14 protein-coding genes and 1 pseudogene are annotated in these 13,836 nt (G+C 67.6%); 12 read left to right on the top strand and 3 right to left on the bottom strand.

The window, feature by feature from the left end; genetic code table 11:
* The first annotated feature begins 77 nt into the window (after positions 1-77).
* The 6 genes from HG421_RS17955 to HG421_RS17930 all read left to right on the top strand — a co-directional run bounded on the left by HG421_RS17955 (position 78) and on the right by HG421_RS17930 (position 5,207).
* Entirely contained in the window at positions 78-1,469 is a 1,392-nt protein-coding gene (locus tag HG421_RS17955; protein WP_169707539.1) for a DcaP family trimeric outer membrane transporter, read from the top strand.
* Between the two features lie 69 nt (positions 1,470-1,538).
* Positions 1,539-1,856 carry a DUF485 domain-containing protein gene (locus HG421_RS17950; RefSeq protein WP_169707538.1) on the top strand — a complete coding sequence of 106 codons (318 nt, stop codon included), beginning with the start codon at positions 1,539-1,541 and terminating at the stop codon, positions 1,854-1,856.
* The gene (locus HG421_RS17945; protein ID WP_169707537.1) at positions 1,853-3,580 is read left to right on the top strand and encodes a cation acetate symporter; all 1,728 of its coding nucleotides are present in this window, start codon (positions 1,853-1,855) and stop codon (positions 3,578-3,580) included. Before HG421_RS17950 ends, HG421_RS17945 begins: the two co-directional genes overlap by 4 nt.
* Positions 3,581-3,758: 178 nt before the next feature.
* Positions 3,759-3,914: a hypothetical protein gene (locus HG421_RS17940; RefSeq protein WP_169707536.1), complete on the top strand. Its 156-nt coding sequence runs from the start codon at positions 3,759-3,761 to the stop codon at positions 3,912-3,914.
* Positions 3,915-3,993: 79 nt separating this feature from the next.
* Positions 3,994-4,773, top strand: a complete 780-nt coding sequence (gene xth, locus HG421_RS17935) for an exodeoxyribonuclease III (protein WP_169707535.1) — start codon at positions 3,994-3,996, stop codon at positions 4,771-4,773.
* Positions 4,770-5,207 (top strand): GFA family protein, encoded by a 438-nt coding sequence (locus tag HG421_RS17930; RefSeq protein ID WP_169707534.1) that lies wholly within the window; start codon positions 4,770-4,772, stop codon positions 5,205-5,207. Before xth ends, HG421_RS17930 begins: the two co-directional genes overlap by 4 nt.
* Before the next feature lie 70 nt (positions 5,208-5,277).
* On the opposite strand, the gene HG421_RS17925 is transcribed toward HG421_RS17930, so the two are convergent.
* Positions 5,278-5,529, bottom strand: coding sequence for a GlsB/YeaQ/YmgE family stress response membrane protein (locus HG421_RS17925; protein WP_169707533.1), 252 nt, complete (start codon positions 5,527-5,529; stop codon positions 5,278-5,280).
* Between the two features lie 132 nt (positions 5,530-5,661).
* On the opposite strand from HG421_RS17925, the gene HG421_RS17920 reads away from it, so the two are divergent.
* The gene (locus tag HG421_RS17920; RefSeq protein ID WP_266103409.1) at positions 5,662-6,252 is read left to right on the top strand and encodes a 4'-phosphopantetheinyl transferase superfamily protein; all 591 of its coding nucleotides are present in this window, start codon (positions 5,662-5,664) and stop codon (positions 6,250-6,252) included.
* Here the strand turns inward: HG421_RS17920 and HG421_RS17915 are convergent.
* Positions 6,237-6,425, bottom strand: a pseudogene (locus HG421_RS17915) (alkaline phosphatase D family protein); the annotation flags it as partial. The gene HG421_RS17920 and the pseudogene HG421_RS17915 sit on opposite strands and share 16 nt — an antisense overlap.
* Before the next feature lie 145 nt (positions 6,426-6,570).
* On the opposite strand from HG421_RS17915, the gene rsmG reads away from it, so the two are divergent.
* The 5 genes from rsmG (at position 6,571) to HG421_RS17890 (ending at position 13,351) form a co-directional block, all read left to right on the top strand.
* The gene (gene rsmG / locus HG421_RS17910; protein ID WP_169707531.1) at positions 6,571-7,209 is read left to right on the top strand and encodes a 16S rRNA (guanine(527)-N(7))-methyltransferase RsmG; all 639 of its coding nucleotides are present in this window, start codon (positions 6,571-6,573) and stop codon (positions 7,207-7,209) included.
* An 850-nt stretch (positions 7,210-8,059) separates the two neighbouring features.
* Positions 8,060-9,874, top strand: a complete 1,815-nt coding sequence (locus HG421_RS17905) for a DUF885 domain-containing protein (RefSeq protein ID WP_169707530.1) — start codon at positions 8,060-8,062, stop codon at positions 9,872-9,874.
* A 296-nt stretch (positions 9,875-10,170) separates the two neighbouring features.
* Positions 10,171-10,554, top strand: coding sequence for a hypothetical protein (locus HG421_RS17900; protein ID WP_169707529.1), 384 nt, complete (start codon positions 10,171-10,173; stop codon positions 10,552-10,554).
* 56 nt (positions 10,555-10,610) lie between these two features.
* Positions 10,611-11,876, top strand: coding sequence for a TolC family protein (locus HG421_RS17895; RefSeq protein ID WP_169707528.1), 1,266 nt, complete (start codon positions 10,611-10,613; stop codon positions 11,874-11,876).
* Between the two features lie 203 nt (positions 11,877-12,079).
* Positions 12,080-13,351 carry an efflux RND transporter periplasmic adaptor subunit gene (locus tag HG421_RS17890; RefSeq protein WP_169707527.1) on the top strand — a complete coding sequence of 424 codons (1,272 nt, stop codon included), beginning with the start codon at positions 12,080-12,082 and terminating at the stop codon, positions 13,349-13,351.
* Positions 13,352-13,613: 262 nt separating this feature from the next.
* Here the strand turns inward: HG421_RS17890 and HG421_RS17885 are convergent, their stop codons facing one another.
* The gene (locus HG421_RS17885) at positions 13,614-13,751 is read right to left on the bottom strand and encodes a hypothetical protein (protein WP_168968116.1); all 138 of its coding nucleotides are present in this window, start codon (positions 13,749-13,751) and stop codon (positions 13,614-13,616) included.
* Positions 13,752-13,836 lie beyond the last annotated feature (85 nt).

Raw genomic sequence — 13,836 nt, 5'->3', positions numbered from 1 at the left:
GCTGCAAACCGCGGACTGCCTCACGCTCCGCACAGCATCGCCATCAAGCGCGAGGCCTTCATTGGGGAGAGGGTTCCATGAAACACCGTACTGCACCGCTGGTGCGCCATCCGTTGGCGGCTGCCTTGTTGGTGGCCAGCATCCTGCCGGGCGTTGCGTTCGCGCAGACGCCAAAGGAAAAGGCGCTGGAAGCACGCATTGCCGAGCTCGAGCGTCAGGTCCAGTTGCTGGTGACTGCGCAGCAACAACAACAGGGCCAGATCGCCCAGACGCAGAGCCAGGTCACCGAGGTGCGCACCTTGCAGGCGCAGACGCCGGCGCCCGCGCCCGCACCTGCGGTCCCGGCCGGTAAGCGGCCGATCCAGGTCACCAGCATCACACCGAACGCAGCGGCGGGGACAACGTTCCGTTACGGTGGTTTCATCAAGGCCGACTTCATGACCACCCGCACCAGCGATGGCGCATTGCCCGAGGGCGCGGTGGGTCGCTACCTGTACATCCCGACGCAGACGCCTGTCGGGGGGCAGGCGTCGAGCACCGATACCGACTTCCATGCCAAGTTCTCGCGCTTCAACCTGGGCGTGGATACGGTCACCGAAAACGGCGACAAGCTCACCGGCTTCATCGAACTGGATTTCTTCGGCAACGCGCTGGCCAACCAGGTCAACAATCTGTATGGCGGCACCTTGCGGCATGCCTACATGAGCTGGAACAACTGGCTGGCCGGCCAGACCTGGTCCAACTTCATCGACGCCACCATCCTGCCGGAAGCGGCCGACATCGTCGGGCCGACCGACGGCGCATTGTTCAGCCGTCAGACCCAGATCCGCTACACCCGCGGCGCCTTCAGCGTGTCGGCAGAAAACACCGAAACCCTGACCACGCCGTACCAGGGCGGCAACACCATCCTGGCCTCGGACCATGGCGCGATGCCGGACCTGACCGCGCGCTACAACTGGAAGGGCACCTGGGGCACCTTCGGCCTGTCGGCCATCGCACGCCAGTACCGCACCCGCAGTGCGCTGACCAACGATACCGATTTCGGCGGCGCCATCGCCGGTGGCGGGCGCTGGATCATCAATTCCAACAACGATCTGCGCTACCAGCTGGCCTACGGCGAAGGCCTCGGCCGCTATCTGGGCCTGGGCAACGGTTCGGATGTGGAGATCGATGTGGACGGCAACATCCACACCGTCAGCACCTGGGCCGGATGGCTGGCCTGGCGCCACGACTACAGCGCCAAGCTGCGCAGCACCATCATGTATTCGCGGGTGGACTACGACCATAGCCTGGCCAATACCGGCGGGCTTGCCAGCAAGTCGCAGCAGAGCATCCGCGCCAACGTGTTCTATTCGCCGTTGCCCAAGGTGGATGTGGGCGCAGAGCTGATGTACGGCCGCCGCGAAGCCAAGAACGGCGACTCCGGCGACATCTCGCGCCTGCAGTTCACCACCAAGTACAGCTTCTAAGGTTCATCCCGCCGGCCGCCCGCCACGCATGTGGGCGGGCCGTGCCGCCCGCACTCCAGGAGACAGACCATGACCGTCTCGAATGACGCACTGATCGCCAAGATCGATGCCAATCCGAAGTACCACGCGCTCAAGCGCCAGCGCAACGCGCTGGGCTGGACCCTCACCGCGTTGATGTTGCTGGCCTACTACGGCTACATCGGGCTGATCGCCTTCGACAAGGCATTCCTGGCCAAGCCCATCGGCGACGGCGTGACCTCGATCGGCATCCCGATCGCGATCGGGGTGATGGTGTTCACCATCGCCATCACCGCCGTCTACGTACGCCGCGCCAACAACACCTACGACCAGCTGACCGCGCAGATCCTGGAGGACGCCCGCAAATGAGCAAGACCTCGCGCCTTCTTCTGATTTTGGCCGGCCTGCTGCCGGCAGGCCTTGCGCTGGCGGCCGGCGGCGACATGGGCCAGGTCGACAAGCAACCCACCAATTGGGTGGCGATCGGCATGTTCGGCTTCTTCGTGCTGGGCACCTTGTGGATCACCAAGTGGGCGGCGGCCAAGACCAAGTCGGCCGCCGACTTCTACACCGCCGGCGGTGGCATCACCGGTTTCCAGAACGGCCTGGCCATTGCCGGCGACTACATGTCGGCAGCCTCGTTCCTGGGGATTACCGCGGCGGTGATGGCCAACGGCTACGACGGCCTGATCTATGCGATCGGCTTTCTGGTCGGCTGGCCGATCCTGACCTTCCTGATGGCCGAGCGGCTGCGCAACCTCGGCAAGTACACCTTCGCCGACGTGGCCGGTTATCGCTTCGCACCGACCGCCATCCGCAGCTTTGCGGCATCGGGCACGCTGGTGGTGGTGCTGTTCTACCTGATCGCGCAGATGGTCGGTGCAGGTGCATTGATCAAGTTGCTGTTCGGCCTGGACTACTGGGTGGCGGTGACCCTGGTCGGCGTGCTGATGATGATCTACGTGCTGTTCGGTGGCATGACCGCCACGACCTGGGTGCAGATCATCAAGGCGGTGTTGCTGCTGACCGGCGTGACCTTCATGGCCGTGGCCATCATGTGGCACTTCAACTTCAGCTTCGAGGCGCTGTTCGCCGAGGGCGTGCGGGTGAAGACCGCGGTGGCGGCCAATGGCGGCGCTTCGCCGGAAGACGCGGCCAAGGCCGGCCTGTCGATCATGGGGCCGGGCGGCTTTGTGAAAGATCCGATCTCGGCGATCTCCTTCGGCATGGCGCTGATGTTCGGTACCGCCGGCCTGCCGCACATCCTGATGCGCTTTTTCACCGTTCCCGATGCCAAGCAGGCACGCAAGTCGGTGCTGTGGGCCACCACCTGGATCGGCTACTTCTACATCCTGATCTTCATCATCGGCTTTGGTGCGATTGCGCTGGTGCTGACCAACCCGCAGTTCGCCGATGTCACCACCGGCACCATCCACGGCGGCAAGGGTGCGGCCAACATGGCGGCGGTGCTGGTCGGTAATGCCGTCGGCGGCAACGTGTTCATGGGCTTCATCTCGGCGGTGGCCTTCGCCACCATCCTGGCGGTGGTCGCGGGCCTGACCCTGTCCGGCGCCTCGGCGGTGTCGCATGACCTGTACGCCACGGTGATCAAGAAGGGCAATCCGGCGCCGGGTGCGGAGTTGAAGGTCTCGCGCGCCACCACCCTGGTGCTGGGCGCGGTCGCGGTGCTGCTGGGCATCGTGTTCGAGAAGCAGAACGTGGCCTTCATGGTGTCGCTGGCGTTCGCCATCGCCGCCTCGGCCAACTTCCCGGTGCTGATCCTGTCGTTGCTGTGGAAGAACTGCACCACCCGTGGCGCGGTGATCGGCGGCTTCCTCGGCCTGATCTCCTCGCTGGTGCTGACGGTGCTGTCGCCGTCGGTGTGGGTGGATACGCTGGGCAACGCGGCCGGCTCGGCGCCGTTCCCGTACACCTCGCCGGCGCTGTTCTCGATGACGATTGGCTTTGTGGGCATCTGGCTGTTCTCGATCCTGGATCGCAGCCCGCAGGCGGCCAACGAACGCGCCGCGTTCAAGGCCCAGCAGATCCGTGCCGAAACCGGCCTGGGTGCCAGCGGCGCGTCTGGTCACTGAGCAAACGCGGTCGCGTAGTACACACAACGCCGGCCCTGTGCCGGCGTTGTGCATTGGGCGGTTTGCCCGCGCACTGACGATCGCATTCCGGCGGCAGCCGCGATTCCGCCGCCTGCGCCAGGCATTCCGATCAGAGTGACACGCCCGGGGTTTCCTGGACATCTCAAGGCCATGCAAGATGGCTGATTGGCAGGTGTCCAGTGCGCAGGTGCTGCGCGCGGTGGCCCACAGCGATGTGGTGCCGTGTGGCGACCAGCTGTGCGCCGACCTCGACCCGCGCGGCACGCGCAGCGGCGATCGCACGCAGTACCGGGCGGTGCGGCCGCGGCCCTGAGCCAGCCCCTGCCGGACGCGGCCCCGGACCGATCCGCGCAGCCGCGGTACCATTGGTGGTTTGCGTTACGGCCCGCGCCATGAAAATCGCCTCCTGGAACGTCAACTCGCTCAACGTGCGCCTGCCGCACCTGCAACAGTGGCTCACCGACTTCGCGCCGGACGTGGTGGGGATCCAGGAGACCAAGCTGGAAGACCACAAGTTTCCGGATGCGGCGCTGGCCGCGCTCGGCTACCGCAGCGTGTTCTGCGGGCAGAAGACCTACAACGGCGTGGCGATCCTGTCGCGCTCGCCGGCGCTGGAGGTGCAGATGGGCATCCCCGGCTTCGATGACGTGCAGCAGCGCGTCATCGCCGCCACCGTGGATGGCGTGCGCATCATCAATCTGTATGTGGTCAACGGCCAGGACGTGGGCACCGAAAAATACGCCTACAAGCTGCGCTGGCTCCAGGCCGCGCGGGAGTGGATCGCGCAGGAGCTGCAGCGGCATCCGCAGCTGGTGGTGCTGGGCGACTTCAACATCGCCCCGGATGCACGCGACGTGCACGACCCGGCGGTGTGGAACGAACACCACATCCTGACCTCGGCCGCCGAGCGCGCTGCCCTGGATCAGCTGCTGGCGCTGGGCTTGCACGATGCATTCCGGCTGCACCACGAAGACGCCGGGCAGTTCAGCTGGTGGGATTACCGTCAGGCCGGCTTCCGTCGCAACCTGGGGCTGCGCATCGACCTGACGTTGGTGTCGCAGGCGCTGCGCGCACGCGCAACCGAATCGGGCATCGACCGCGAACCGCGTACCTGGGAACGCCCCAGCGACCACGCACCGGCATGGGTGCGGCTGGCGGAGGCTGGCGCATGAGCGAACGGCATCTGCGGCGCAGCACCCACAAGATCGGCGAGGTCACGCTGGGGCCGGTGCATCGGCTGAGCTGCCACTGCGGTGCGGTGCAGATCGACCTGGACCTGCCCTACGGCCTGCTGGATCCACGCCGCTGCGATTGCTCGATGTGCCGCCGGCGCGGCGCGGTGGTCGCCTCGGTCACGCTCGATGGTCTGCACGTGCTGCAGGGCGAGGAGGTGTTGCGCCTGTATCAGTTCAACACGCGCGCCGCCGCGCATTACTTCTGCGGCGTCTGCGGGATCTATACCCATCATCGGCGCCGCTCCAATCCCAACGAATTCGGCTACAACGTCGGCTGCCTGGACGGGGTCAACCCGTACGCATTGACCATTGCGGTGCCGGTGGAAGATGGCGTCAACCATCCGGCCGATCGTGCAGCGGCGCACGATTGAAGGGCCAGGCTGACACGACAACGCCCGGGCAGGCCCGGGCGTTGCGCACGACACGCGTGGTGCCGATACCTCAGCGCACCCGGCCGCGGGTGAACAGGTTGACGATGGCCAGCAGGATCACCGCACCCACCAGCGACCACACGAAGGTTATCAGCGTGATTGCCTGGTTGATGCCGCCGCCAAACAACCAGCCGGCAATCATCGCGCCGACGATGCCGACCACGACATTGAGAATGATGCCCTGCTGCGCATCGCGCCGCATGATGAGGCTGGCCAGCCAACCCACGATGCCGCCGATGATCAACCAGATGATGATGCCCATGGTGCCGCTCTCCTCGTTCAGTCGCACCAGACGCGGTGCATGGGCGCAATTGGACGCAGCCGGCCGTGAAGCAGCCGTCGAACACGCTGCATCCAATGGCCGTGCGTTCGGTTTGGTGTGGGCCAGGTGACGATGCAGCCAACCTGGCAGCATGGCCCGGTGCAGCTGTGGCTGCGGCCGCATCAACCTGGCGAACGGGGCGAGCCGCAGGCGCGGCAGCTGCTCGGTCACGCGCTGGGGCTGGATCCGGCGCAGGTGCCCGTGCTGCGCGATGCGCGCGGGCGCCCGACCTTGCAGCCAGCCCTGCCCGGGTGGGATACCGGGTGGAGCCACAGCGGCGAGCATCTGTTGGTGGGATTGGGCCAGGGCGTGCGGCTGGGGGTGGACCTGGAACGGATCCGTCTACGACCGCGTCTGCTGGAGATCGCGCAGCGCTTCTTCCACCCCGACGAACTCGCATTGCTGGGCAGGCAAGCGCCCGATGCGCAGCAGGCACTGTTCTTTCGCCTGTGGTGCGCGAAGGAGGCCCTGCTCAAGGCGCACGGGCATGGGCTGTCGTTCGGGCTGCATCGGCTGACGTTTGCATTGGCCGCCGATGGCGCATTGCAGTTGCAATGGTGCGACCCGGCGCTGGGCCAGCCGGCGCACTGGCAGTTGCACGAATGGTGGGCGGCACCGGGCTGCCGCGCCGCGCTGGCGTTCTACCCTCACGCCGCCGCGTGAGGCGCCGCGCCGTCCGGCAGGATCGGCTGCCGGAACTGCGCCACGCCGTCGACATCGCGCAAGGTCACCGTCAGCACGCCGCTGGCGCCGTCGATTTCCACTTCGCCGAAGAACTGGTAACCGGCCAACGGTGAGGTATTGGCGGCAGGCGGTGCCTTCTGGAACACCACGGTCACGGTTACCGAGACTATGCCATCGCCAGGCCTGACGTTCGTGCTGGCAAGTTCACCCACGCCAGCGTCCTGCCCAAGCGCCGGGCATCGCCAACGCGCCCGGCACGCCCGCACCTGCAGCTCATCCAGCTGCGATAATTGCGGCATGAACGATGCCGCACTCGCCCCCGATGTCTCCGCCGCGCTCGAACGCGGCCTGCAGGCCCAATCCCTGGATGCGGCGTTTGCCGCCCCGCTGCTGCGTTACCTGGCCCTGCTGGTGCGCTGGAACAAGACCTACAACCTCACCGCCGTGCGCGACCCGCGCGAGATGGTCACCCGCCATCTGCTCGATTCGCTGGCCATGCAGCCCTACATCGCCAGCGGCACCCTGGCCGACCTGGGCACCGGCCCCGGCTTGCCCGGCATCCCGCTTGCCATCACCCGCCCGCAGCTGCAGGTGACCCTGGTGGAAAGCAACGGCAAGAAGGCGCGTTTCATGCGCGAGGCGCTACGCCATCTGGAACTGCGCAACGCCCGCGTGGCCGAATCGCGCGCCGAAGCCCTCGATGAGCCGGCCGCCTACGACCACCTCACCGCGCGTGCGCTGGATACGCTGGCCGGCATCATCGACGTCGGCGGCCATCTGCTGCGCCCGGGCGGCAGTCTGTTGGCGATGAAGGGCGTGTACCCGTACGAGGAAATCGCCGCATTGCCCGCCGGCTGGACGATGAGCCAGGTGCACCCGTTGCAGGTGCCCGGCCTGGAGGGCGAGCGGCACCTGGTGGTGGTGCGCAAGGGCTGAGCCAATCGGTCTCAAAGCGCCCTCACCCCAACCCTCTCCCGCAGGCGGGAGAGGGAGTGAACATCGCCCCCACAAGCTCACTGCATCTCTTGGCCGGCCAAGCAGGCCAGCTTCCTTCCCCCGCCTGCGGGGGAAGGTGCCCAAAGGGCGGATGGGGGCAGCCGGCGGCAGTCCCGGCCACGCCGGGGCACCGACGCGCGTTCTCCCGCAGGCGGGAGAGGGCGAGCGGCACCTGGTGGTGGTGCGCAAGGCCTGAGCCCATCGGTCTCAAAGCGCCCTCACCCCAACCCTCTCCCGCAGGCGGGGAGGGAGTGAACATCGCCCCCACAAGCTCACCGCATCTCGTCCCCGGCCAAGCACACCAGCCCCCTTCCCCCGCCCTCGACGAGCACACCATCTCCCTTCCCCCGCCTGCGGGGGAAGGTGCCCGCAGGGCGGATGGGGGCAGCCGGCGGCAGTCCCGGCCACGCCAGGGCACCGACGCGCGTTCTCCCGCAGGCGGGAGAGGGCGAGCGGCACCTGGTGGTGGTGCGCAAGGCCTGAGCCCATCGGTCTCAAAGCGCCCTCACCCCAACCCTCTCCCGCAGGCGGGAGAGGGAGTGAACATCGCCCCCACAAGCTCACCGCATCTCGTCCCCGGTCAAGCACACCAGCCCCCTTCCCCCGCCCTCGACGAGCACACCATCTCCCTTCCCCCGCCTGCGGGGGAAGGTGCCCGAAGGGCGGATGGGGGCAGCGCCGAGACTCCAGCCATACCCGTGCGCCAGCCCGCGTTGGGACTTCCGGCCCATGGCAGCTCACGCGCAGGCTGCCATCATCGGGCGTTCGCTCCAGATCAGGCTTTCCGCACGTGACCTCTTCGCTCGCCACCGCCCTCGCGCTTGCCCTGTTGGGCACCTCGTTCGCCGCCACGACCCAGGCTGCCACATCGCCGGCTCCGGCCACGCTGGCCGCCGAAGCACCCGCCGATGCACGCTTCCGCGCGATCTACGAGAAAGAATGGGCGTGGCGGCAGGCCGAGACCGGCCAGGCCGATGAAGACACCGACACCACCGGCGACAACACCCATCTGCCCGACGTCGGCCCGGCCGCGCAGCAGGCGCGCCTGGCGGTGTGGGACGGCGTGCTCAAGCAGCTCGACGGCATCGACCCCAAGCAGCTCTCGCCGGCCAACCAGATCAACGTCGCCATCTACCGCCCGCAGGTGGAGAACCTGGCCGCCGAAGTGCGCCTGCGCGCCTACGAGATGCCGTTCAATTCGGATAGTTCGTTCTGGTCCAACCTGGGCTTCATGGCGCAGCGGCCGATGAAGGGCGCGGCCGAGTACCGCGCCTACATCGCGCGCCTGAACGATGTGCCGCGTTACTTCGACCAGCAGATCGCCAACATGCGCAGCGGCCTGGCGCGCGGCTTCAGCGTGCCGCGTGCGGTGCTCGATGGGCGCGATGTGTCCATCGCCACCGTGGCCGAGGTCAAGGATCCCACCGAATCCACCTTCTACGCACCGTTCAAGCAACTGCCTGCGCAGATCCCCGCCGCCGAGCAGGCGCAACTGCGCGAGCAGGCCAAGGCGGCGCTGCGCACTGCCGTGCTTCCGGCGTACAGCAAGCTGCTGACCTTCTTCCGCAACGACTACATGCCCAAGGCACGCACCACCCTGGCCGCCGAAGCATTGCCCGATGGCAAGGCGTTCTATCGCCAGCAGATCCGCCAATACACCACGCTGGAATTGACGCCCGAGCAGATCCACCAGATCGGCCTGGAGGAGGTGGCGCGTATCCAGACCCAGATGAACGCGATCATCCAGCAGGTCGGTTTCAAGGGCAGCTTCGCGCAATTTTTGACCTTCCTGCGCACCGATCCGCAGTTCTACGCCAAGACCCCGCAGGAATTGCTCGATCGCGCCGCGTGGATTTCCAAGCGCGTGGACGGGCAGGTGGGCAAGTTCATCGGCACGCTGCCGCGCGGGCGCTTCACCATCAAGCCGGTGCCCGACGACATCGCCCCGTTCTGGACCGCTGGCCGCGGCGGCGCGACGACCTATTGGGTCAACACCTACAACCTGCCATCGCGGCCGCTGTACAACCTGCCGGCGCTGACCCTGCACGAGTCCTCGCCCGGTCATTCGCTGCAGGGCTCGCTGGCTCTGGAGCAGGGCGAGCAACCGGCGTTCCGCCGCGAGAACTACATCTCCGCCTATGGCGAAGGCTGGGCGCTGTATACCGAAAAGCTCGGCCAGGAGATGGGCATCTACGAAACGCCGTACGAAGAGTTCGGCCGGCTCACCTACGAGATGTGGCGTGCCTGCCGGCTGGTGATCGACACCGGCGTGCACCACGACGGCTGGACCCGCGAGCAGGCGCTGGCCTATCTGCGCGACCGCACCGCCCTCAGCGAACACGAAGTCACCACCGAAGTGGACCGCTACATCTCCTGGCCCGGCCAGGCGCTGAGCTACAAGCTGGGCGAGATCAGCATCGTCAAGTTGCGCGCCGAAGCCGAGAAGGAACTGGGCGATCGCTTCGACATCAAGGCCTTCCACGACGTGGTGTTGCGCCAGGGCTCGGTCACGCTGCCGGTGCTGGAGCAGCAGGTGCGCGCCTTCATCGGCGAGAGCAAGGCGCGCCCGGCAGACACCAAGCCGGGCGGTCGCGCCGCGCCATGATGCGGACTTGACGCCCGCCGGGCCGACCCGCCGACTTGGGGTTGTGGTGCGGCGCCCTTTGCTCTCAACAAAACGACCAGCCAACTGTCCGGTGCGGTGTCCTCGCCGCTTGCGGGACCGTTGGCGGCATGGAGGCCGCCATCGAGCCCCACGGAGGGGTTCACGGCGCGTCCCGCGAGCGGCGAGGGCACCGCGCACTCGGTCACCAGGCATCTGACCTGAGCGACCGACGACACCAGGCAATACAACGCTCCCGTGCGATTGTGTAACTGCCCTGGCCCCGATACGCTGCGCCCATGCTGCTCCGCCGCGCCCGTCGATTGCATCCCCTGCTGCGCCTGATGGCGCTGGCGGTGCTGGTGCTGGGCGTGTTGGTGGCGCCGGTGGCCTGTGCGCTGGGCGATGTGCACGCGCTGGCGCATGACCAGGCACACCTGGACGACACCGCACCGCATGGCCATGACGGTGCCGACGAAGGCGATGCCGGCGAGCGCGATGGCGCCGGCCTGCTGCATGCCCTGATGCACAGCGGCTATTGCCACGGGCATAGCCCGGCGATGCTGCCTGCCATTTCCTGGGGTCCACTGCCGCTGCGCGCGCAGGTACAACCGGCCGCGCTGACCACCGACTACCGATCGCACCTGATCGAGACCCTGTTGCGGCCCCCGATCGCGGCCTGATGCCTTGCCGGCGGCTGCCGGCCTGACCATCGATCCCGATTCGCGGAGACACCCTCATGTGGTTGCGACTGGCGGCATTTGCCGCCTTCGCGGTCGTGCCGAGCGCCATGGCGCAGGACGTACCGCCCCAAACCGTGCTGACCCTGGACGACGCCATTGCGCGCGTCGCCGCCAAGCACCCGGATCTGCGTCTGGCCGACGGCCAGCAGGCCGTGCTCGCCGCCGAGGCGCAGCGCGATGTCCTGCGCCCGCCGCTGCGCGTGGGCGCAGAGATCGAAAACGTGTTCGGCAGCGGGCCCACCCGCGCGCTGGACCAGGCCGAGCTCACGCTCACCCTGGCCAGCGTGCTCGAACGCGGCGGCAAGCTGGATGCACGCCGCACCCTCGCCCAGGCGCGCATCGACGCGCTGGCGCCGCAACGCGCACTGGCGCGCCTGGACGTGCTGGCCGAGGTGGCGCGCCGCTACCTGGCCATCACCGCCGCACGCCAGCGCCACGCCATTGCGCTGGATACCCTGGCGCAGCGCCAGCGCACGGTCGCCGCCGCGCGCCAGCGGCTGCAGGCCGGTGCCTCGCCGGAGTCGGTGCTGCTCACCGCACAGGCATTGCAGGCGCGTGCGGAACTGGAGCGCGACCGCGCACACCTGGACCTCAGCACCGCACGTCGGCAACTGGCGCTGCTGTGGGGGGCGCGTAGCATCGACGCCGGCGACACCAGCGGCGATGCCCTGCAGCTGCCGGATATCCCGGACTTCGAGGTGCTGGCGCAGTTGCTCGACAGCACGCCGGAACTGGCCCGCCTGAACAGCGAGCAGCGCCTGCGCGAAGCGCGGCTGCAGCTGGCCCGCAGCCAGGCCAGCCCGGATCTGGACTGGCAACTGGGCGTGCGCCGGCTGCAGGGCAGCGATGCCACCGCGCTGGTCGGCAGCGTGTCGCTGGCGCTGGGAAGCGCGGCACGCGCGCAGCCGGAGATCGGCGCTGCGCAGGCCGAGCTGTCGCTGCTGGGCATCGAACGCCAATCGCAGGCATTGCAGCTGTACGCCACCCTGGCCGACGCGCACGGGCGTTACCGTGCCGGCCAGCTGGAAGTGGCGCGCATGCGCGATGAGGTGTTGCCGGCGTTGGCGCGTGCCGATGCGGCGGCCGAACGTGCCTACCGCGCCGGTGCCACCAGTTATCTGGATTGGGCGCAGCTGCAGGCCCAGCGCAGCGATGCACGCCAGCAGCAGCTCGCTGCGGCAGTGGAAGCGCAGACCGCCTTGATCGAGATCCAGCGCCTCACCGGCCAACCGTTTGTCGTCACCGCGCAGGCAACGCCATGAGCGCGCGCACGGTGATGTCCACGCATGGCTATGCGCTGGGTGACTTCCTGCTGCCCTCCGGGGTGGTCGGCACGCAAGCGGCAGTCGCACTGCACACGCGGGGTGACCGCCATGGGTGCATGGCCGCCAACGCGCGCTGTGCGCCTTCTCCATTCGCTGCATTGGTCGGCGCCTTGCGCCGGCCTTCCAAAGGAGTTCCATCGATGACGCACTCCATTGTTGCGCCGCTGTTGCTGGCGCTGCTGCTCGGCGGTTGCGGCCGCACCCAAGAAGACGGCCATGCCCACGCGGGCGGCGAGGCAGGACACAGCGAAGAGGGCGGCAGCGATCATGCCGACGAAGCGCCCAAGGGCACGCACGGCGGCCGCCTGCTCAGCCAGGACGGCGACAGCGTGGAGCTTGCAATCGCCGAAGACGGCGGCCCGCCCACGTTCCAGGCCTGGCTGTATCGCGATGGCAAACCCTTGCCGGCCAGCGCCGGCAGCGTGGAGATCAAGACCACGCGGCTGGGCGGCAAGGTCGACACCTATCCATTGCGCGCGCACACCGATGGCAGCCTGCTGGCCACCAGCGAGGTAGGCGAGCCGCATTCGTTCGATGTGGAAGTGCGCGCCAGCGTGCAGGGCAAGGCGCATCGCTGGAGCTATTCCAGCTACGAAGGCCGTACCACGATTGCCGCAACCATTGCACAGGAGGCCGGCATCCGCGTGGCATCGATCGGTGCCGGCAGCATCGCCGATCAGCACGAAGTGCAAGGCCTGCTGACGCCGGCAGAAGGGGCGCAGGCGCAGGTCACCGCGCGCTTCCCCGGGCCGGTGCGCAGCCTGCGCGCCAACGTCGGCGATCAGGTGCGTGCCGGACAGGTGCTGGCCACGGTGGAAAGCAATCTGAGCCTGACCACCTATTCGGTCACCGCACCGATCAGCGGCACTGTGCTGGCGCGTAATGCCAGCCTGGGCAGCAATGCCAGCGAAGGCCAGGCCTTGTTCGAGATCGCCGATCTGTCGAGCCTGTGGGTGGATCTGCACATCTTTGGCGCCGATGCCGGGCATATCGCCGCCGGCGCACCGGTCACGGTGACGCGCATCAGCGATGGCGTGGTGGCGCAGACCACGCTGGAGCGCGTGTTGCCGGGCACGGCCACCGCCAGCCAGAGCACGGTGGCGCGCGCGGTGCTGCGCAATACCGACGGGTCGTGGCGGCCAGGGTCGGCGGTGAAGGCACGGGTGACGGTGGCGCAGCAGCCGGCAGCGATGGTGGTGCCGGTGGGGGCGTTGCAGCGCTTCCGCGAGTGGGACGTGGTGTTCGTGCAGGTGGGCGAGGTGTACGAGGCGCGGCCGGTGACCTTGGGCGCGCGCGATGCGCAGCAGGTGGAAGTGGTGTCGGGTGTGGCGCCGGGCGATACGGTGGTGGTGGAGCAGAGTTATCTGGTGAAGGCCGACATCGAGAAGTCGGGGGCCTCGCATGATCATTGAGCGCGTTGGTTTGGGTGGCATTGCGTTGTCGAGTGGGGGCGTTTGTTGGGTGCAGGGGGATGCGCCACGTCCACGGCTTTCGCGCCTTCTTAGGCTAGGGCAAAGGCTTTCGCGCCCTGTCGGGCACGAGTTACTTTTTCTTTGCTTGTGCAAAGAAAAAGTAACCAAAAAGAAAGCACACCCCGTCCTCGCGCCCTCCGCGCCTGCGGCGCTGCGGGTGCGCAAGTCCGGCAGAAATTTTTGTAAGGGACATCCCTGTCCCTTACAAAAACGTCGCGCATCCATGCGCGCCGCCCTGCGGGTTGTATCTGCCGGCCTTGCCGCTGCGGTATGGGGCCCCGGAAGCAGACAGCAACAGCAACAGCAACAGCAACAGCAGCAACGGCAACAACAACAACAACAGCAGCGCTGGTGTGTGTGTGGGTGTTCGTTTGGCGTGTTGCGGCGTGTCGCGATAGGACGGCGGCGCTGTCTGTCCTTGTCAC

Origin of the sequence: Xanthomonas campestris pv. badrii, assembly GCF_012848175.1 — a bacterium.
Lineage (GTDB): Bacteria > Pseudomonadota > Gammaproteobacteria > Xanthomonadales > Xanthomonadaceae > Xanthomonas > Xanthomonas campestris_C.
Note: the sequence above shows the minus strand (reverse complement) of the source record. Positions and strands in the feature narration are given on the sequence as shown.